Consider the following 19740-nt stretch of genomic DNA (forward strand, 5'->3'; position numbering starts at 1 on the left):
GTACCATTATTTGTATTTTTTTTAAAATATCTCACTGCTTGTAAACTTGCCTTAATGTAATTAAGACTCTAAAATGTCCGAAATTTTATTAAATAGACCCCGAGCCTGTTTTCCTAAGTCTAGCGATATGGAAACTGTGCCTGTAATTTGTTGATTACACAGGGAAAGTTGAGAAATTGGCTTTCCTCTCATACTTAGAAAGGTGTCAAAATGCAAATCCCAATTAAAAATGTGGGGAACGAGTCAACATCTGCGTTGATCGACCGTTTCCAACGACAATACACTTATTTACGGCTGTCTATTACCGATGTCTGTAACTTTCGTTGCAACTATTGTTTGCCCGATGGTTATCGTCCGCCGTCACATAAACAAACCTTTCTGTCTGTCGATGAAATTCAACGTGTTGCTCAAGCCTTTGCCAATTTAGGCACAGAAAAAATCCGTATTACTGGCGGTGAGCCGACCTTACGCAAGGATTTTTTAGAGATCGCTCATCGTATTTCACAAACGGTTGGTATTCGCCAAATTGCATTAACCACTAACGGTTATCGAATGGAGCGTGATGTTGAGTTGTGGCAACAGGCTGGTATTACCCATTTGAATGTGAGTGTTGATAGCCTTGACCCACGTCAATTTCATTTGATTACGGGGGAAAATAAGCTGGCGACGGTGTTAAATGGTATCGACCGTGCCTTTGAGATTGGCTATAAAAAAGTCAAAGTGAATGCCGTATTGATGAAACAATATACCGCTAAAGGTTTGGACGATTTCTTGCGTTGGATTAAAGATCGCCCTATTCAAATGCGGTTTATTGAGTTAATGGAAACCGGCGAAATGGATCACTTTTTCCAACAACAGCACCTTTCAGGGCAATCTATTTTAGAACGATTGACCCAAGAAGGTTGGCAATTACAACCTAAAGCGATGTCTGATGGACCAGCAAAGGTTCTCGCCCACCCTGATTATCAAGGGGAAATCGGTTTGATTATGCCTTATGAAAAGAATTTCTGTGCCAGTTGCAACCGCTTGAGAGTGTCGGCACTAGGCAAATTACACCTATGTTTGTTCGGCGAAGAAGGTATTGATATTCGGGATTTATTGCAATCGGACGAGCAACAATTTCAACTCGAAGCCAGATTAAAATCCGCCCTACAAGGCAAGCGTGAACACCATTATTTGCATATCGGCGATAGTGGAGTGAGAAATAATTTGGCGTCGATTGGGGGCTAGATTATTGTCACTTTCTTTGCTTGTGCAAAGAAAGTAACCAAAGAAACACACCCTACTTCACCGCTTATCTTCGCTTAGTTTAAATTTGCTTAACGGAACATTTTAAATTCGCCAACTTCGTTGGCTCAGAGAAAAATGTTCCTACAAATTTAAACACGCTCAGGCGGTTCAGAAGGGGACAATCCACCGTAATAAGCGGTGAGTTTTAATCAATTTTTTGTAATGTTAAGATCGAGATGTCCGATCAATTTATATTGAAAGAAAAATGACCATGAACACCTTTACCCATATAAACCAAAACGGCGAAGCCAATATGGTTGATGTTTCTGCCAAGCAAGACACCGTGCGAGAAGCTCGTGCGGAAGCCTTTGTGACAATGAACCCTGAAACGTTACAGATGATCATTTCGGGCAACCACCACAAAGGCGATGTTTTTGCGACTGCTCGCATTGCCGGTATTCAAGCGGCAAAAAGAACGTGGGAATTAATCCCTCTTTGCCACCCACTTCTTCTTTCTAAAGTGGAAGTTCAACTCGAAGCCTTGCCTGAAAAAAATCAGGTGCGGATTGAAGCCCTATGCAAACTCTCGGGCAAAACCGGCGTAGAAATGGAAGCCTTAACCGCAGCCAGTGTTGCAGCTTTGACAATTTATGATATGTGCAAAGCGGTACAGAAAGATATGGTAATCGAACAAGTTAGATTGCTCAGTAAAAGCGGTGGCAAATCGGGCGATTTTGTTGCAAAACCATAACATTTTGTAGGGGCAAATCATATTTGCCCCGATAATTCAAAATATCACAAGGGCGAATGTAATTCGCCCCTACAAATTATCGATGAGATTAATTAAAAAATGATTAAAGTACTCTTTTTCGCCCAAACCCGTGAATTAGTGGGCGTAGATAGCTTAGAGGTTGAAGCAACCTTTGCCACAGCTGAACAGCTTCGCCAACATTTAGCCGAACGTAGCAACAAATGGGCATTAGCATTACAAGCAGGGAAATTGTTAGTCGCCATTAATCAAACCATTTCCCCTTTATCTGCTGAAATTAAAGACGGCGATGAAGTGGCCTTCTTTCCACCAGTAACTGGGGGCTAAATGGAACAAACACTTATTCAAGTTCAACAAGATCCCTTCGATCAAAATGCGATCTATAAATGGTTGAGTGAACAACATTCCGTTGGTGCAACTACCCTTTTTGTCGGCAAAGTGCGTGAAATGAATTTGGGCGATAGCGTGTCAGGTTTATACTTGGAACACTACCCTGCAATGACCGAAAAAGCCTTGCGAGAAATTGTTGATGAAGCAAGAAGCCGTTGGGAACTACAACGCGTTGCGGTTATTCACCGTATCGGACAGCTTTATACGGGCGATGAAATCGTCTTAGTCGGCGTCAGTTCCGCTCATCGTGGCAACGCCTATCACGCCAATGAATTTATTATGGACTATCTGAAAACTAAAGCCCCATTCTGGAAACGTGAAACCACCAACCACGGCGACCGTTGGATTGAAGGGCGTGAGAGCGATCAACAAGCGGCGGATAAGTGGTAACAAGCGGTCAGATTTTAGGAAAATTTTGCAAATGAATTTATATATCGATCTCCAAATTGCCTCTGAAAATACAGAAGGCTTACCGGCGGAAGCTCAATTTCAACACTGGGTGGATAAAGCATTAGCCATGGAAGCGAAAACGACGGATTATCCTGAAACGGAAATCACTATTCGTATTGTAGATGAAGCCGAAAGCCACGAGTTAAATTTAACCTACCGTGGCAAAGACAAGCCAACTAACGTACTCTCTTTCCCGTTTGAAGTGCCAGAAGGGATTGAGTTACCCCTGTTGGGGGATTTAATTATCTGTCGTCAGGTCGTCGAAAAAGAAGCGGTTGAACAAGAAAAACCGCTCGAAGCTCACTGGGCGCATTTGGCCATTCATGGCACATTACATTTGCTTGGCTACGACCATTTAACCGATGAAGAAGCGGAAGAAATGGAAAGTCTGGAAACGGAAATTATGCAGTCGCTAGGATTTGATGATCCCTATATTGCAGAAAAAATAATAGGAGAATGACGATGCCTTTTTTAATTGGTTTAAGTGTACTTATTGCGATTTATTTTTCTATCCACGTTTATCGAACCGGGCGAGAATACTACTGGATTGGTTTAATGCTTGGTGCACCATTTTTAGGCAGCTTAATTTATTTTCTCGCAGTTTATTTACCTGAAATGCGTGAAAGTCGTTTAGGTCACCAAGTGGAATCAAAATTACGCAAAGCTCTGAACCCATATAAAGCGCTACAGGATGCAGAAAAGGCATATAAAGCGACTCCAACCGTTCAAAACCAACTTCTACTTGCTAAAGCTTTAGTAGATAGTGAACGGGCAATAGAAGCGATCCCTTTATATGAAAGTATATTAGCTCAACCGCTATATCAACAAGATAAAAATATTAACCTTCACTTTGCTTTTGCCCTATTTAAAACAAAACAATTTGAACGTTCAAAAGAAATATTGGAACAACAAGGGTTAACTCATATACAAGAAAATGAAGAAAGCTTACTTCTCTATACAAAAAATCTTATTTTCTTAAATGACAAGCAACAAGCAGTAAAAAATTTTGAATTACTCTTTCAACAAAACCCAAGTCTTGAAGCTCAAATTTGCTATGTTGAAGCATTAATTCATTGGAATGAAATAGAAAAAGCACTTCAAACCTTGGAGCAAATTGAAGAACACATTAATTTACTCCCAAAACATGCTAAACGTTTAAATACCCAGTGGATTACACAAGTAAACAAACTTCGCCAGCAATTAAAATAATATGCGTCAACTTGTTGTTACATCCCAGTTATGTTTAGGCACTGAAAAAGTGCCTTATTTAGCTTATCAAAAAGCAGATTTTCATTCGCCGTCACAATCAATTATTCTGTTTTCCAACGCCAAAACCTTACTCGGTCAAGAGTTTTCCTGTGCTATTTACGATATGCGAGCCAAAGGCGGTGTTTGCCTTAATCTTGATGCATTAGCGATTGTGGCAGGCACTATTCAAGAAGGTGGAACGCTCTATTTGGTCTGTCCAGAATGGGATAATTTAGAGCAACAAGTCGATTTTGATGCGTTACGTTGGAACGCTCAACAGTCGATTGCTACGCCGAATTTTTATCTTTATTTTAAAGGATTAGTAGAACAGTTTGGATTTATAAGGACACGAAGTGTCGTGTCCCTACAAGTTAATCAACGTGGCTGTGGGGACGCAACGCTTGGTATCCTCACACAAGATCAGCAAAATATCTTCGATAACTTACCGCTTGATCCTGCCGATATTCATCTTATTCTCGCTCCCCGTGGCCGTGGCAAATCGACATTATCGGGCAAGCTCGCAGAAAAGCTCTCTCAGCAATATGCGGTATCCATTACTGCCCGTAGCCATTCAGCCTTACCGAATTTTTGGAAAGGGATTGAAAGAGATAAAGTACAATTCTTTGCTCCTGATCGTTTAATTCAGATGATAGAACAGCAAAATATCTCGCCAAATCAATGGCTGTTTATTGATGAAGCAACGAGTTTACCTTTGCCGATGTTACAACGGTTTTGTGCCTATTTTGATAAAGTGGTGCTAACCACAACAACTCAAAATTATGAAGGTACTGGGCGTGGTTTTTGTTTGAAGTTTCTGCCGACATTAACCCGTTTTACGAAACAGTGGACATTGAGTGAACCGTTGAGATGGGGAGAGAATGATCCGTTGGAAGCCTTTATTAATCAATTATTGCTGTTGGAAGATAAAATCCCCTCTTTCCCCCCCTCAGCCTTTGGCAGCTCCCCCCGCAAGCAGGGGGAGCGAAGTTTAGCTCAATATATTAATTTCTATCACCTACTCGCTCAAGCCCATTACAAAACAACGCCAACGGATTTACGCCGTCTGTTTGATGCACCTGATCAGCACTATTTTTATCTTGAAGAGCAAGAAAGACTGATTGCAGGTTGCTGGGCAGTCAATGAAGGAGGGTTAGATGACGAACTTACTCAAGCCATTTGGCGTGGCGAACGCCGTCCTCAAGGAAATTTGGTGGCTCAATATCTCTGTTTTCAAGGTAATTTGCCTGATGCCTGCCGTTTAAAATCGGTGCGAATTTCACGTATTGCGGTACTGCCTGAATATCAGAAGCAAGGCTACGGCAAGCGGTTAGTTTTGCAAAATATTTTGCAAATCGCACCGCTTGTGGATTTTGTTTCCGTCAGTTTTGGAATGACTGAAACGCTTCTACGCTTTTGGCAATCCTGCGGGTTCGAACTGGTACAAATCACGCCGACAGCCGAAGCCAGCAGTGGCTACCAAAGTGCTATGATGCTCTATCCGATTTCCGAACAAGGTAAATATTTCGTTCAAAAAGCGCGAAAACAATTCGAACGAGATTATCCTTTATTGCACGGTCATGACGGCGCAATGGATCTTGACGAGCAAGATCGACAAAATCTTTATGGTTTTGCTTATGAACAAAGAACCTTTCTTGCTTGTTATGCCAGTCTAAAACGCCTTTTTAACCAATATCCAAAAGAACTTCATTTACTTGAACGTGCTTTTTCTCAACCTTATGGCGAACTTCCATCAAATTATAAATTATGGGTACAACAAGTACGCCAGACTGTTCAAAAGTTAAACTTATCTAAAATTAAGTAAAGTAATCGTTTGTGATTTTGTGAGTGTGATCACATTCTTTTGGCTTTTTTTGGAGTAAAATTTCAATCAGTTACTCTAAAGGTGACAATTTAAACTTAATTCAAAAAAATCCAATAGGAGCTGATTATGAAAAAAACAGTACTAAGCGCAGTTGCATTAGCAGTCGGTTTAGGTGCACTTGCATCAACAGCACAAGCGGCAGACCGCATTGGTGTGACAATCTATAAATATGATGACAACTTTATGTCATTAATGCGCCAAGAGATTGAAAAAGAAGCAAAAACAGTCGGTGGTGTCGATTTATTGATGAACGACTCTCAAAATGCTCAATCAATCCAAAACGACCAAGTTGATGTTTTAATTTCAAAAGGCGTTAAAGCTTTAGCAATCAACTTAGTTGACCCATCAGCAGCTCCAACCATTATTGGTAAAGCAAAACCAGAAGGTATCCCAGTGGTATTCTTTAACAAAGACCCTGGTGATAAAGCAATCGGTAGCTACGACAAAGCATTCTATGTGGGAACTAACCCGCAAGAGTCAGGCGTAATTCAAGGTGAATTAATTGCTAAACACTGGAAAGCAAACCCAGCGTATGACTTAAACAAAGACGGTAAAATCCAATACGTGATGTTAAAAGGTGAACCAGGCCACCCAGATGCTGAAGCTCGTACTAAATACTCTGTTGAGCAATTAAATAAATTAGGTATCCAAACAGAAGAACTCTTCGTAGATACTGGTATGTGGGATGCAGCATTAGCGAAAGACAAAGTTGATGCGTGGTTATCTAGTGCGAAAGCAGGTAGCATTGAAGTCGTGATTGCAAATAACGATGGTATGGCAATGGGTGCATTAGAAGCAGCAAAAGCACACGGTAAAAAATTACCTATCTTTGGTGTAGATGCATTACCTGAAGTGCTTCAATTAATCAGCAAAGGTGAAATTGCAGGTACCGTATTAAATGATGGTGTAAACCAAGGTAAAGCTGTTGTTCATTTATCGAAAAACTTAGCTGCAGAGAAAGCACCAACTGAGGGTACTAAATGGGAATTAAAAGAGAAAGTATTACGTATTCCTTATGTGGGCGTAGATAAAGATAATCTTTCTGAATTCTTAAAATAATTTAATGTTGTAGTTTGGGGGAGGGAAACCTCCCCCTATTTTGTGAGGTTGGATATGACAGAACATGCTCCGCAAAACAGCGAAATTCTTCTAACGATGAAGAATGTCAGTAAAACCTTTCCTGGTGTAAAAGCATTAGATAACGCAAATTTAACCGTTCGCTCTCACTCTGTTCATGCCTTAATGGGTGAAAATGGTGCGGGTAAATCAACGTTACTGAAGTGTTTATTTGGTATTTATGCCAAAGATGAAGGTGAAATTCTTTTCCTTGGTAAACCTGTTAATTTTAAAACCTCTAAAGAGGCCTTAGAGAATGGAATTTCAATGGTTCACCAAGAGCTTAATCTTGTTCGTCAACGTAATGTAATGGACAACTTGTGGCTCGGTCGCTATCCACTTAAAGGATTTTTTGTGGATCATGCGAAAATGTATCGTGATACAAAAGAAATTTTTGATGAACTAGATATCAATATTGATCCTAAAGAAAAAGTAGCAAACCTCTCTGTATCACAGATGCAGATGATTGAAATTGCTAAAGCGTTCTCTTATAACGCCAAAATTGTGATCATGGATGAACCAACCTCTTCTCTCTCGGAAAAAGAAGTTGAACATTTATTTAAAATTATTGAAAAACTAAAAACTCGAGGTTGTGGCATCATTTATATTTCTCACAAGATGGATGAAATTTTCAAAATTTGTGACGAAATTACCATTCTTCGTGATGGTAAATGGATCAATACCGTCCCAGTAAAAGAAACGACAATGGACGGTATTGTATCAATGATGGTAGGGCGTGAATTAACTCAGCGTTTCCCACCTAAAATTAATACGCCAAAAGAGGTTATCCTACAAGTAGAACATTTAACTGCGAAAAACCAGCCGTCTATTCAAGATATTAATTTTGAATTGCGTAAAGGCGAAATTTTAGGGATCGCAGGCTTAGTCGGTGCCAAACGTACAGATATTGTCGAAACTATTTTCGGTGTGCGTGAGCGTAAAGAAGGTTCGGTGAAGCTACATGGAAAAGAAATGGCAAATCGCACCGCTTTAGAGGCAATCAATAACGGTTTTGCCCTTGTGACGGAAGAACGCCGTTCAACAGGGATCTATGCGAACTTAAGTATTGAATTTAACTCGCTAATTTCAAACATGAAGTCTTACCTAGGATCATTTGGGTTGCTTAGTAGTGCCAAAATGAAGAGCGATACGCAATGGGTAATCGATTCCATGAATGTGAAAACGCCATCCCATAAAACGAATATCGGATCGTTATCCGGTGGTAACCAACAAAAAGTGGTTATCGGGCGTTGGCTATTAACACAACCTGAGATTTTGATGCTGGATGAACCAACTCGTGGTATTGATATCGGCGCAAAATACGAGATTTATCAGCTGATTATGCAACTGGCCCAAAAAGATAAAGGCATTATTATGATTTCATCAGAAATGCCTGAATTGCTAGGGGTGACAGACCGAATCCTCGTGATGAGTAACGGTAAAGTCGCAGGTATTGTCGAAACGGCAAAAACCTCTCAAGAAGAAATTTTACAGCTCGCTGCAAAATATTTATAACAGGAAGGATGTGAATTATGTCTAGTCTCACTCAAACAAAATCCTTAGATTTTCTTAAACAAAATGCGATTTACTTCGTATTATTAGTGCTTTTAATCATTATTATTGCTCAAGATCCAAGTTTCTTAAGTTTACGTAACTTCAGTAACATCTTAACCCAATCTTCTGTACGTTTAATTATCGCACTGGGGGTAGCAGGTTTACTTGTGTCACAAGGTACGGACTTATCTGCTGGTCGCCAAGTAGGTTTAGCCGCTGTAGTCGCAGCAACCATGCTACAAGCCATGGATAATATGAACCGCGTATTCCCCGATCTCGGTGAAATTCCAATCCCTGTGGTCATTTTAACCGTTTGTGCTATCGGTGCGGTTATCGGTTTAGTCAATGGTTTAGTGATTGCTTATCTCAACGTAACACCATTTATCGCGACAATGGGTACAATGATCATCGTCTATGGTATTAACTCTCTTTACTACGATGCTGTAGGTTCATCACCAATTGCGGGCTTTAATGACAGTTTCTCTACTTTCGCACAAGGCTTCTTCCAATTTGGTAGCTTTAGATTGTCTTACATTACTATCTATGCCGCGATTGCCTCAATCCTTGTTTGGATTATGTGGAATAAAACTCGCTTTGGTAAAAATATCTTCGCTATCGGTGGTAACCCAGAAGCGGCTAAAGTTTCAGGGGTAAACGTTGCGCGTAACTTAGTGGTTATCTATATGATCGCAGGTATCTTCTACGCCTTCGGCGGTATGTTAGAAGCTGGCCGTATCGGTAGTGCAACGAACAACTTAGGCTTTATGTACGAGTTAGATGCGATTGCTGCTTGCGTAGTTGGTGGTGTATCTTTCGCTGGTGGTGTGGGTACGGTAATCGGCGTGGTAACAGGGGTATTAATCTTCACCGTTATCAACTACGGCTTAACCTATATCGGTGTAAACCCTTACTGGCAGTATATCATCAAAGGTAGTATTATTATCTTCGCTGTTGCAATTGATTCGCTTAAATACGCGAAGAAAAAATAATCAACAAATAGCACTTAGTATTAATCTGCTCCCCAAAAGTTGGATTAAATAACCAACAGATTAAGGAGCAGATTTTTTTATTGGCATAGTAGACAAAATGGTTGCTAAAAAGTGGTTTAAAGCCTTATATTACGGGCTTTAAGCCACTTTTTTGAATTATGAACCCAAAAAATGTCATTTTTGCCACAGTAGCGACATTTGCAAACATGGTATAAGAAATAATATTCAACGCTATAAATGCAATGCCTGTAATAAAATATTTACCCTTAAAAAGAAATTAAATCCAATAAGTATTTGGAATGATTATTCAATAGGAAAACAAACCTATAAACAACTTGCCGAAAAATATCATTGTTCAATTAGAACGATTCAAAGATATCTCGAAAAATCCCCTAAAACAGCATTAAATCCACCACTATCACGTTATTTGAATATTATTGCGGATACCACCTTCTTTGGTCGTGAATTTGGTATTTTAGTCTTGATAGATTCGCTTTCTAAAAAAGTGGTTTACCATCGTGTTATTAAAACGGAAAAAGATGTTTATTACAGGATAGCATTCAATTCACTTCGTATGAAAGGCTATAAAATTCAATCAATTACCTGTGATGGCAGACGGGGTATATTGAAAGATTTATTGAATACACTGACGCAAATGTGCCATTTTCATATGGTAGCCATTGTGATGAGAGCATTACGAAAAAAGCATCAGTCTATGGCAGGAAAAGAATTAAAAATCATTGCATTGACACTTAAACAGAGTTCTAAAAAAGACTTCTATTTACGATTACATCATTGGTATTTAAAACATAAAGCGTTTTTAGAAGAACGGTCAGATAAACCGAATGAAAAAGGCTATTATCCTTATAAACATAGAAATGTAAGAAGTGCTTATCATAGTTTTAAACGTTATATGGATTATTTATTTACCTATGAAAAGTATGGCGATTTAAATATCGAAAAAACGACAAATAGACTTGAAAACTTATTTGGACAACTTAAGAAGAAATTATCGCATCATACAGGCTTAACGAAAAGACATAAGGTTATGTTTATAAAGGATTTTTTAAATAAAAAGAGTTGCTAAGAATAATTAAAAATATTCATTAGCAACCACTTTGTCATATAGGCATAGTGTTTTCACGAAATTAGCAACCATTTTGTCTACTATGCCTTTTTATTACTAAATACAGGCTGGTATAGCAACCATGTTGTCTACTATGCCCTTTTTATACATCCATTAATCTGTGTAACTCTGTATCTTTTCGATCTAGATAGTGATAAGACTCGATTTTACGAATCGTGCGAGAACGCCCACGGATCAATAACGTTTCAGTCACCGCCAAATTGCCTTTACGCTGAATTCCTTTAAGTAAACTGCCTGATGTAATCCCTGTTGCAGAGAAAACTAAATTGTCATCACGCACTAAATCTTCCAATTTCAATACTTCATTAATCGGCACATTTAATGCTTCGCAACGACTAATCTCTTTTTCCGCATAAGCGAAGTTTTCTAAGGTATTGCCTTTCACTTGGTTACGTGGAATTAATCTCGCTTGCATATCGCCTCCTAAAGCACGTACTGCCGCCGCCGCAACAACGCCTTCTGGTGCACCACCAATGCCATATAACATATCTAAATCCGCTTCAGGTAAACAGCACTGAACTGCAGCTGCCACATCACCATCAGGAATCGCCATCACACGAACGCCTAATTTTTGCATTTCAGCAATAACCTCTTTATGGCGTGGTTTATCTAATACAGCAACGGTTAATTGAGAAAGTAATTTCCCTTTTTTAGAGGCAACACGGCGTAGATTTTGCTCAATAGGAAGACTTAAGTCGATCATACCTTTAGCTTCACTGCCTACCACCAATTTTTCCATATACATATCAGGGGCTTGTAAAAAGGTTTCTTTTCCCCCTGCTGCTAATACCGATAATGCATTCGCTTGCCCCATCGCTGTCATACGCGTACCGTCAATTGGATCAACCGCAATACTGACTTCTTCATCTTCAGGGCGACATAAACCAATTTTTTCACCAATATAAAGCATCGGAGCTTGGTCAATCTCCCCTTCTCCAATCACGACTTCACCACGAATTTCCATTTGGTTTAACAAAAAACGCATCGCTTTAACCGCAGCATCATCGGCAGCATTCTTATTGCCACGACCAAGCCAAGCAAATGCAGCCAATGCCGCCGCTTCTGTTACACGGGAAAATTCGATAGAAAGGGATCTTTTCATTTTAGGTTCCTTAAATAGAGATGTGTTTGCAAAATTTTTGAGGAATCCTACCGCTTGTAGGAAGTTATGTGCGGAACGAAATTGTAGGCGTTAGAGATTTTTTAGTCAATTTTTATCGTAATTACTTGAACCATTTTGCGTTAAGCGTAATCAAGTGTAGAATGCGGTGATATTTTTATTAAATGAGAGTAAATATGAGCAACGAAGAGATTTTAAACAATGAACATCACGATGTTCGTGCCAACTTTATTACCCATATCATTGATGAAGATTTAGCGTCAGGAAAACATAATAACGTCTATACTCGTTTCCCACCTGAGCCGAACGGTTATTTACATATCGGCCATGCCAAATCTATCTGCTTAAACTTCGGAATTGCGGAAGATTACAAAGGCTTATGTAACCTACGTTTTGACGATACTAACCCTGTTAAAGAAGATGTGGAATACGTTGATTCAATCAAAGAAGATGTAAAATGGTTAGGCTTTGAATGGGAAGGTGAACCACGTTATGCGTCTGATTATTTCGATCAACTTTACGGCTATGCGATTGAATTAATTAACAAAGGTTTAGCCTATGTTGATGAACTGTCGCCTGATGAAATGCGTGAATATCGTGGTACATTAACTGAACCAGGTAAAAACAGCCCATATCGTGATCGCCCGATTGAAGAAAACTTAGCGTTATTCGAGAAGATGAAAAACGGTGAAGTTGAAGAAGGAAAAATGAGCTTGCGTGCGAAAATTGATATGGCTTCACCATTTATCGTAATGCGTGATCCTGTGTTATATCGTATCAAATTTGCGAGCCACCACCAAACAGGCGATAAATGGTGCATTTACCCGATGTACGATTTTACCCACTGTATTTCGGACGCGATTGAGCGTATTACTCACTCAATTTGTACATTGGAGTTCCAAGACAATCGTCGTTTGTATGACTGGGTATTAGAAAATATTTCGATTGAACGTCCACTACCTCATCAGTATGAATTTTCACGTTTAAATTTAGAAGGCACATTAACCTCTAAACGTAAGCTGTTGAAATTGGTAAATGACGGTATTGTTGATGGTTGGAACGACCCTCGTATGCCAACAATTTCGGGCTTACGTCGTCGTGGTTATACCCCTGCTTCTATCCGTGAATTTTGCCGTCGTATTGGTGTGACAAAACAAGATAACGTAGTGGAATACAGTGCGTTAGAGTCTTGTATTCGTGATGACCTCAATACCAACGCACCGCGTGCAATGGCTGTAATTAACCCTGTTAAAGTAGTGATTGAAAACTTTGAGGGCGAAGAGTGGCTAACTGCACCAAATCACCCAAATCGTGAAGAGCTTGGTAGCCGTGAATTGCCGTTTACCCGTGAACTTTACATTGATGAAGCAGACTTCCGTGAAGAAGCGAACAAACAGTATAAACGCCTTGTATTAGGCAAAGAAGTCCGTTTGCGTAATGCTTATGTGATTAAAGCAGAACGTGTAGAAAAAGATGCGAGCGGTAAGATCACGACAATTTATTGCACCTACGATCCTGAAACCTTAGGCAAAAACCCTGCGGACGGACGCAAAGTGAAAGGCGTAATTCATTGGGTATCTGCGGTACATAATAAACCTGCGGAATTCCGTATTTACGATAAACTCTTTACTGTTGCAAATCCAGGTGCGGAAGAAGATATTTGTTCTGTGGTAAATCCAACATCGTTAGTGGTTAAACAAGGTTTTGTTGAGCCAAGTTTAGCGAATGCAAAAGCAGAACAAGGTTATCAATTTGAACGTGAAGGTTATTACTGTTTAGACAGTAAAGACGGTAGTGCAGATAATCTCGTCTTTAACTTAACGGTAAGTTTAAAAGAGAGCGTAGCGTTTTAAGCTGCATAAATCATAATGAAAACCACCTTTTCAGGTGGTTTTCTTTTTTCTATCTATTCATCACTTTCATCACCACCGGAATTAACGCCAAATAAACCAGCTGTGCTACTAGTCCTTCCATTGAGGCGTAAAAGCCAATGGCGGTGATATTGGGTAGTCCGTCAATAATATGGCGAGGTAGCATTTGTGTCAGTTGCAAGGCTTGAATACTGACCCCAAGGATTTTAAAACCAAGCCCATAAATTAAGACTGTCATCACTTTGAACAGATGATGGATCGGCAATTTGTGGGAAAAGCGTTGCATTACCCACGCCATTATCGCTAGCAAAATAAGTGCCGACAAAATCCCCAGCAAGAAATCTTGCATCGTCATTAACGGCAACATTCCCGCGTAAAATAAAATCGTTTCTGCCCCTTCTCGAAAGACCGACAAGAAACTTAACGCCAGCATTGAGAATAAGCTCCCTGTGGCAAGGGCTTGGGCGACTTGTTTATTGATAAAGTTTTGCCAGCCTTTGAGCGAAGCCTTGCTATGTAACCACGCCCCGACAAAAAGCATCATCAAAACTGCCACAATTCCCACCGCACCTTCGAGAATTTCACGGTTTGTGCCAGCAGAAATCGCTGGGAAAAGTTGCTGTAAGGCAACAGCTCCGCCAATACTCGCCACAACGCCCAATCCTGCCCCTGTATAAACCCAGCGTCTTGCTTGGGGTTGGTTGGCAACATTTAGGGTGGTGAGCAACGCCATAATAATCAGCAGAGCTTCCGTTCCTTCACGCAATAAAATCAACATCGCATCAACAATGCCATAGCTTGAAGCCAAATCAAGCCGTTGCAGATCGTCAAGCAAGGTTCTGAAATGCGACAGATTTTCCACCTGATTGCCCTTTACCAAAATGATCGGCAAATCGCTTTCCACCCGATTATATAACGCACCATCCCGTGTTCGCACTTCCCCTTCAAAGACTGCCCATTGCTGAATAAAGAGCATAATGTCCGCTTGCCCTTGCGAAATTTGGTTTTCGCTAAAGGCTTGATAACTTTTTTCCAATAACGCAATGCCGTCTTTCAATGTTGTTGGGGCATCGGCTTGCACTGCTTGCGGTTGTAACTGGTTGCCCGATTTAAAATCCTCTAACGCATCGCCTAATTTGACCGCTTGTGTCTGCATTTCAGGGAAATTTGCTGGCTCGGACAACATCGCAATACGCAGCAAGGTCATCGCCGTTTCAATCTGCCCATAATGCCCTAGACTGGTTTCTCGCACCACTTTTTCATTCAGCGTCCAAGTTTGGTTAAAACGTTTATAGGCTTGTTGAACCGCATCGAGATCCTGTTGTTGAGTTGCTTGCAACAGTTTTTGATAAACAGGCATCACCCGTTTGGCAAATTGCTGACGCTTCTGCTCGTAATCTACGGGATTTTGCTCTTTCTCAAAGGCATAAAGGGCTTTGGAAAGCTGTTCAAAATGGGCTAAATCAGGTTGAGCAATCGCAATTTTCAGCGAAGAACTGACCGCTTGTCCTGCTTGCGATTGATGGCTTGGGATCGCTTCAAACTCTTGCTGTAAAGCGGTGAGATAAGGCTGAGATTTTGCACTTTCCCCTTTTTTCACTTCCGCCATCGCATCGGATAAATGCACAAATAAGTGACTGGTTTCCACCTTTGCATAAGCACAAACGCCCAGCGTTAAGCTGAGCGTAAATATGGCAAAAAAGCGGTTAAAGCTGTTCAAACAATGATTTACCCAAGTAATCATTTTCATCTTTAACTCCTGCAAAGCACGCAAATAATCCGCTACCGATATGGGTAATGTATTCGTTCATCTTGTCGATATTGCCAAGGCTGTTTTGAATGGTGATAAACTGTTGCGGATCTTTTTGGAACGAGATAAACAACAAACCTGCATCAAACTGCCCTGTTTTCGGATCAACACCGCTGGCATAAGAGAAGGAACGTCTTAACATCTGTAACCCTGTCTTTTTCGCCAAATGCAAATGGGAAATTTCAGGGATAACAGGATTGCCTTTTTCATCTTTCTGCTCAAGATTAACCGTATCAAACTCCTGTTTCTTCCCAATCGGCGCACCGCTGTCTCGATGGCGACCAAAGGTTTCTTCTTGCCCGTTGAGATTTGTGCGATCCCAAGTTTCCAAGTGCATTTGAATACGGCGAGCCACTAAAAATGTGCCATTTTTCAACCAGTTATCGTCCTGATACCAGACGGTTTCATCAAGTGCTTTGCCTTGCGGATTACCCGTGCCGTCTTTAAATCCGAACAGGTTACGTGGCGTATCGCCCCCTTCAAAGGAATTAAAACCCGCTTGGCTCCAACGCATTGTAATGTTCGCACGAGCGGCACGCACCAAGTTACGCACGGCGTGGAATGCCACTTGCGGATCGTCGGCACAGGCTTGGATACAGATGTCGCCGCCGGTGTAATGCTCTTTGAGCTGATCTCGTGGAAAGTGCGGTAGATCTTTAAGCTGTTTTGGCTTGAACTGTGCAATGCCAAGCTTATCAAAGAAAGACGCAGTGACACCAAAGGTCAGGGTGAGATTGTACGGATTTAAACTGTCCGCTTCGCCCGTATCGGTTGGCGGAATATAGGCATTGTCAGGGTAGCTTTTCACATTCAGCCCCTGCGTTAATTTCGCACTATAATCCGTCCACATTTTAAACATCTCTTTGATTTTATTGAGATCGGTGGAATGTAGATCTAACACCATAAAATAGATGTTTTTTTGTGCAGGTGTAGCGATACCTTGTTGATGTGTTCCGTAAAATGAATAGATATTTTTAATTTTAGGGGTTGCTCTCGGCTCCAAGGCAAAAGCGGTGCTAGCCATCACGCCAGCGCCCAATACCGCAGCTTGTTTAAGGAAGTCACGACGAGCAGTAGAATTTGTTCCGCTCATAACTTATCCCTATTTGCCAAGAAGAATACCCATTTGAGCTAAAGGCTCGCCTAATTTGTTTACTGCTTCCGCCAGTGCTTTAATATCTTTGTCTGTCAACGTGTTGTAAGGCACATAATCATAGCCGTCTTTTGACTTATTATGTTTCGCCAATAACACATTCACATCTTGGAAGCGATCAGCAATCTCTTTTGCCAATTTCGCATCTTTTTGCTCTAATTTTGCCTTAAAGATCTCATAAATTTTTTCCGCCCCTTCGATGTTGGCTTTGAAATCATAAAGGTCAGTTTTTGAGAAAATCTCTTCTTCGCCCGTTACTTTTGTGGTAGATACTTCATTTAACAAATCCACCGCACCGGTAATCATTAAATCAGGGGTCACTTCCGCCGTTGGAATTTTCGCACGCAATTCTTTCACATCTTTGATCAACTGATCAGCGGTCGCTTCTGTGCCTTTTGTGGTATTTTGCTCCCAAAGCACTTTCTCAATTTTATGGAAACCCGACCAATCTTTCTCGGTTTTTCCTTCTTCACTTAAATCCGCAAGACGAGCATCAATACGTGGATCTAAATCGCCAAAACTCTCTGCAATCGGCTCTGAACGCTCAAAGTACATACGTGCAAGCGGATAGATTTGCTTCGCTTTTTCCACATCGCCTGCTTTCAAATACCCTACAAATTTCTCGGTATCTGTCACTAATTGATCGATTTGCCCAACTACAAATTCCTTATAAGTTTGGGTTTCTTTAGATAAATCCGTTGCAAAAACTGAAGTGGCAACAAATAAACTTGAAATCGCAAGGGTGAGAGATTTTAAACGCATAGAAAGCTCCTTTTGTTTTATTAATAAATATAAATACAACTTATTATCAATAAGAATAAATCTTTCATTCACGTTTTACAATCGAATTTACTAAAAAATCGACGTAATGCCCTTTTTTTCGTCAGTTAATTTTATTTTTAAAATAAATGTTTGACAGCTATGCAGAAATCCGTAAAATGCACAGCGTTTTCAACGACAACTCAAATGCGGGAATAGCTCAGTTGGTAGAGCACGACCTTGCCAAGGTCGGGGTCGCGAGTTCGAGCCTCGTTTCCCGCTCCATATTCTTATCCAATGGCGCGTTAGCAAAGCGGTTATGCACTGGATTGCAAATCCATGTAGCTCGGTTCGACTCCGGGACGCGCCTCCATTATTTAATTTCATAACTGCGCTTAATTCTCTAGATACTCTATTTTAATCAAAAAATAATGTCCATTTATAGTCTTAAAGGCTTAATTCAGGTCATTCTGTAATGTATGAATATGAGATTTCACTGCATGTGCTTCTAGAATTTCTACATTTTGTAAGATCATAACTACCTTAAAATACCACCTATATCTACCTGAAATTTTCCATAAATTACCTTTCTTCACTTCGAAATAAAAACAAATTAGCTATAAAAAATGCCGATCAGCTTAACTGATCGGCATTAATATCATCGTTGTTTGAATACTATCTTTTCGTTTTTTCTGCTAACTCTTTTTCAAGTTCAGGTAATACGTCTTCACGATACCAACGTGGGTGATGTTTTTTCGCCCAGCGGACTGTCACCCAACCCTCTACCATGCCTCGAATTGAACCTTTCACCCAGAATGCCATATACATATGCACCATAATGCCTGTAAATAGCAAGAAAGCACAAGCTGAGTGGAATAAGATCGCAATACGCACTACAGGAATAGAGAAGTTATGGGCGAAGTATTGACGCCACATAATAATTCCAGTGATGAGTAAAGTGAACATTGCAAGAATCAATGTCCAAAACAGCAATTTTTGTCCAAGGTTATATTTACCATTGTCCGAAACTGCGTGTTCATTACCTTTTAATACTTCAACAATATTTTTCAACCATACCCAGTCATTTTTTTCTGGAATATTATGATGCCAATAAATACGAACCATATTTAAAAAGGCAAGGAACATAATAATCCCTGTGAATGGGTGGATCATTCGTGCAAGCTGAGGCGTACCTAAAATTTCCACTAACCATGAAAAATCAGGAAAGAAGAATGCTAATCCCGATAAACCTGTTACGAAGAAACAGAACACTAATGTCCAGTGACTTAAACGAGCAGGCAATTTATGACGGACGATTTTATAATCGTTAGGAATTTGAACCTTACTCATCTTTGCCTCCTTTATGTTCTTCATCATGTTCGTGTTCATCAAACTCTTCTGTATTTGGTCCCATTGAGATGTAATGCGCAGCCGCACTGATCGCTAAACCAGCCATTGAAACCGCTGCAACTGGTTTGAGTACATCTTTCCAAAGGGTAATCGTTGGATCAATCTTCGGATCTTTAGGTAAACCTGAATAAAGTTCTGGTTTATCTGCATGGTGTAATACATACATAACGTGTGTACCACCAACACCTTCAGGGTCATATAAACCTGCATTTTCGTAGCCACGAGATTTTAAGTCATCAATACGTTTAGATGCATACTCTTTCATCTCTTCTTTGCTACCAAAGCGGATTGCACCTGTTGGACAGGTTTTCACACATGCTGGCTCTTGACCTACCGTGACACGATCCACACAAAGCGTACATTTATACACACGATGATCTTCTGGATTCATTCGTGGAATATTAAATGGACAGCCTGCAATACAGTAACCGCAACCGATACATTTGTCTGACTGGAAGTCAACAATACCGTTGGCATACTGAATGATTGCACCTGGTGCTGGACATGCTTTTAAACAGCCCGGTTCAGAACAGTGCATACAACCGTCTTTACGGATTAACCATTCTAAGCGGTCATTCTCTTCAACTTCGTTGAATTTCATCACCGTCCATGCTTTCGCATTTAAGTCAATCGGGTTGTCATATACACCAACGCAATCTTCTGGCGTTGAGCGAATATCATTCCATTCAGAACAACCTACCTGACATGCTTTACAGCCGATACAAGTTGTTACGTCAATAAGTTTTGCCACTTCAACTTGATGATCACGTGCATGAGGTGCAGGTGTCAAAAATGATGTTGCAGAGGCTTTAATAATGTTTTGTGATTGTACAGCACCCATA

Annotated in this window: 18 protein-coding genes, 2 tRNA genes and 1 riboswitch; of the genes, 14 read left to right on the plus strand and 6 right to left on the minus strand. The window is 40.4% G+C overall.

The genetic code is table 11. The features are described 5' to 3' along the window. Positions 1 to 85 precede the first annotated feature (85 nt). A riboswitch (molybdenum cofactor riboswitch) is annotated at positions 86 to 221 on the plus strand. The 11 genes from moaA (at position 211) to EXH44_RS00325 (ending at position 10715) form a co-directional block, all read left to right on the plus strand. After that, entirely contained in the window at positions 211 to 1230 is a 1020-nt protein-coding gene (moaA, locus tag EXH44_RS00275; RefSeq protein WP_162855797.1) for a GTP 3',8-cyclase MoaA, read from the plus strand. (Overlaps the previous riboswitch by 11 nt.) A 271-nt stretch (positions 1231 to 1501) precedes the next feature. After that, on the plus strand, positions 1502 to 1981 hold the full coding sequence (gene moaC / locus EXH44_RS00280) for a cyclic pyranopterin monophosphate synthase MoaC (RefSeq protein WP_162857498.1): 480 nt from the start codon (positions 1502 to 1504) through the stop codon (positions 1979 to 1981). A 99-nt stretch (positions 1982 to 2080) separates the two neighbouring features. Further along, positions 2081 to 2326, plus strand: a complete 246-nt coding sequence (gene moaD / locus EXH44_RS00285) for a molybdopterin synthase sulfur carrier subunit (protein WP_012621727.1) — start codon at positions 2081 to 2083, stop codon at positions 2324 to 2326. Beyond that, positions 2327 to 2779, plus strand: a complete 453-nt coding sequence (gene moaE, locus EXH44_RS00290) for a molybdopterin synthase catalytic subunit MoaE (protein ID WP_162855798.1) — start codon at positions 2327 to 2329, stop codon at positions 2777 to 2779. A 31-nt stretch (positions 2780 to 2810) separates the two neighbouring features. Next, positions 2811 to 3299, plus strand: coding sequence for an rRNA maturation RNase YbeY (ybeY, locus tag EXH44_RS00295; RefSeq protein WP_162855799.1), 489 nt, complete (start codon positions 2811 to 2813; stop codon positions 3297 to 3299). Between the two features lie 95 nt (positions 3300 to 3394). Continuing rightward, positions 3395 to 4048, plus strand: coding sequence for a hypothetical protein (locus EXH44_RS00300; RefSeq protein WP_162855800.1), 654 nt, complete (start codon positions 3395 to 3397; stop codon positions 4046 to 4048). A gap of 1 nt (position 4049) precedes the next feature. Next, positions 4050 to 5909, plus strand: a complete 1860-nt coding sequence (locus EXH44_RS00305) for a GNAT family N-acetyltransferase (RefSeq protein WP_162855801.1) — start codon at positions 4050 to 4052, stop codon at positions 5907 to 5909. Positions 5910 to 6035: 126 nt separating this feature from the next. Beyond that, positions 6036 to 7028: a galactose/glucose ABC transporter substrate-binding protein MglB gene (mglB, locus tag EXH44_RS00310; RefSeq protein ID WP_162855802.1), complete on the plus strand. Its 993-nt coding sequence runs from the start codon at positions 6036 to 6038 to the stop codon at positions 7026 to 7028. 54 nt (positions 7029 to 7082) lie between these two features. Continuing rightward, positions 7083 to 8600 (plus strand): galactose/methyl galactoside ABC transporter ATP-binding protein MglA, encoded by a 1518-nt coding sequence (gene mglA / locus EXH44_RS00315; protein WP_162855803.1) that lies wholly within the window; start codon positions 7083 to 7085, stop codon positions 8598 to 8600. Positions 8601 to 8617: 17 nt separating this feature from the next. Beyond that, on the plus strand, positions 8618 to 9628 hold the full coding sequence (gene mglC, locus EXH44_RS00320; RefSeq protein WP_135673527.1) for a galactose/methyl galactoside ABC transporter permease MglC: 1011 nt from the start codon (positions 8618 to 8620) through the stop codon (positions 9626 to 9628). Between the two features lie 151 nt (positions 9629 to 9779). Then, positions 9780 to 10715 (plus strand): IS256 family transposase, variant Zn-binding type, encoded by a 936-nt coding sequence (locus EXH44_RS00325; protein ID WP_244238730.1) that lies wholly within the window; start codon positions 9780 to 9782, stop codon positions 10713 to 10715. A 142-nt stretch (positions 10716 to 10857) separates the two neighbouring features. Here the strand turns inward: EXH44_RS00325 and glpX are convergent, their stop codons facing one another. Beyond that, a complete protein-coding gene (glpX, locus tag EXH44_RS00330) occupies positions 10858 to 11877 on the minus strand; it encodes a class II fructose-bisphosphatase (protein WP_162855804.1) in 1020 nt (339 codons plus the stop codon). Positions 11878 to 12059: 182 nt separating this feature from the next. Between glpX and glnS the strand changes: the two genes are divergently transcribed. Continuing rightward, a complete protein-coding gene (gene glnS, locus EXH44_RS00335) occupies positions 12060 to 13748 on the plus strand; it encodes a glutamine--tRNA ligase (protein WP_162855805.1) in 1689 nt (562 codons plus the stop codon). Positions 13749 to 13797: 49 nt separating this feature from the next. Here glnS and EXH44_RS00340 read toward each other — a convergent pair whose 3' ends face one another. The 3 genes from EXH44_RS00340 to efeO are packed head-to-tail and all read right to left on the minus strand — an operon-like array spanning position 13798 to position 17491. Further along, positions 13798 to 15516, minus strand: coding sequence for an FTR1 family protein (locus EXH44_RS00340; RefSeq protein WP_162855806.1), 1719 nt, complete (start codon positions 15514 to 15516; stop codon positions 13798 to 13800). Beyond that, on the minus strand, positions 15473 to 16669 hold the full coding sequence (gene efeB / locus EXH44_RS00345) for an iron uptake transporter deferrochelatase/peroxidase subunit (RefSeq protein WP_162855807.1): 1197 nt from the start codon (positions 16667 to 16669) through the stop codon (positions 15473 to 15475). The genes EXH44_RS00340 and efeB overlap by 44 nt, the downstream gene beginning before the upstream one ends. Before the next feature lie 9 nt (positions 16670 to 16678). Further along, positions 16679 to 17491: an iron uptake system protein EfeO gene (gene efeO, locus EXH44_RS00350; protein ID WP_162855808.1), complete on the minus strand. Its 813-nt coding sequence runs from the start codon at positions 17489 to 17491 to the stop codon at positions 16679 to 16681. Between the two features lie 206 nt (positions 17492 to 17697). Here efeO and EXH44_RS00355 point away from each other — a divergent pair. Further along, positions 17698 to 17773, plus strand: a tRNA-Gly gene (locus tag EXH44_RS00355). 14 nt (positions 17774 to 17787) lie between these two features. After that, a tRNA-Cys gene (locus tag EXH44_RS00360) sits at positions 17788 to 17861 on the plus strand. Between the two features lie 302 nt (positions 17862 to 18163). Here the strand turns inward: EXH44_RS00360 and EXH44_RS00365 are convergent. Together EXH44_RS00365 and fdxH are read right to left on the minus strand one after the other, a co-directional pair. Continuing rightward, entirely contained in the window at positions 18164 to 18838 is a 675-nt protein-coding gene (locus EXH44_RS00365; protein ID WP_162855809.1) for a formate dehydrogenase subunit gamma, read from the minus strand. Further along, entirely contained in the window at positions 18831 to 19739 is a 909-nt protein-coding gene (fdxH, locus tag EXH44_RS00370) for a formate dehydrogenase subunit beta (protein WP_162855810.1), read from the minus strand. Before fdxH ends, EXH44_RS00365 begins: the two co-directional genes overlap by 8 nt. Position 19740 lies beyond the last annotated feature (1 nt).

The sequence above is a fragment of the Actinobacillus indolicus genome (assembly GCF_004519515.1).
GTDB classification, from domain to species: domain Bacteria; phylum Pseudomonadota; class Gammaproteobacteria; order Enterobacterales; family Pasteurellaceae; genus Glaesserella; species Glaesserella indolica_A.

Excerpts from the sequence above, each read along its gene's own strand:
- fdxH (WP_162855810.1), bottom strand. The coding sequence starts at position 19,739 with ATGGGTGCTGTACAATCACAAAACATTATTAAAGCCTCTGCAACATCA.
- ybeY (WP_162855799.1), top strand. The coding sequence starts at position 2,811 with ATGAATTTATATATCGATCTCCAAATTGCCTCTGAAAATACAGAAGGC.
- EXH44_RS00305 (WP_162855801.1), top strand. The coding sequence starts at position 4,050 with ATGCGTCAACTTGTTGTTACATCCCAGTTATGTTTAGGCACTGAAAAA.
- EXH44_RS00340 (WP_162855806.1), bottom strand. The coding sequence starts at position 15,516 with ATGAAAATGATTACTTGGGTAAATCATTGTTTGAACAGCTTTAACCGC.
- mglB (WP_162855802.1), top strand. The coding sequence starts at position 6,036 with ATGAAAAAAACAGTACTAAGCGCAGTTGCATTAGCAGTCGGTTTAGGT.
- EXH44_RS00365 (WP_162855809.1), bottom strand. The coding sequence starts at position 18,838 with ATGAGTAAGGTTCAAATTCCTAACGATTATAAAATCGTCCGTCATAAA.
- efeO (WP_162855808.1), bottom strand. The coding sequence starts at position 17,491 with ATGCGTTTAAAATCTCTCACCCTTGCGATTTCAAGTTTATTTGTTGCC.
- mglC (WP_135673527.1), top strand. The coding sequence starts at position 8,618 with ATGTCTAGTCTCACTCAAACAAAATCCTTAGATTTTCTTAAACAAAAT.
- moaD (WP_012621727.1), top strand. The coding sequence starts at position 2,081 with ATGATTAAAGTACTCTTTTTCGCCCAAACCCGTGAATTAGTGGGCGTA.
- mglA (WP_162855803.1), top strand. The coding sequence starts at position 7,083 with ATGACAGAACATGCTCCGCAAAACAGCGAAATTCTTCTAACGATGAAG.
- moaC (WP_162857498.1), top strand. The coding sequence starts at position 1,502 with ATGAACACCTTTACCCATATAAACCAAAACGGCGAAGCCAATATGGTT.
- glpX (WP_162855804.1), bottom strand. The coding sequence starts at position 11,877 with ATGAAAAGATCCCTTTCTATCGAATTTTCCCGTGTAACAGAAGCGGCG.
- moaE (WP_162855798.1), top strand. The coding sequence starts at position 2,327 with ATGGAACAAACACTTATTCAAGTTCAACAAGATCCCTTCGATCAAAAT.
- efeB (WP_162855807.1), bottom strand. The coding sequence starts at position 16,669 with ATGAGCGGAACAAATTCTACTGCTCGTCGTGACTTCCTTAAACAAGCT.
- glnS (WP_162855805.1), top strand. The coding sequence starts at position 12,060 with ATGAGAGTAAATATGAGCAACGAAGAGATTTTAAACAATGAACATCAC.
- EXH44_RS00300 (WP_162855800.1), top strand. The coding sequence starts at position 3,395 with ATGCTTGGTGCACCATTTTTAGGCAGCTTAATTTATTTTCTCGCAGTT.
- moaA (WP_162855797.1), top strand. The coding sequence starts at position 211 with ATGCAAATCCCAATTAAAAATGTGGGGAACGAGTCAACATCTGCGTTG.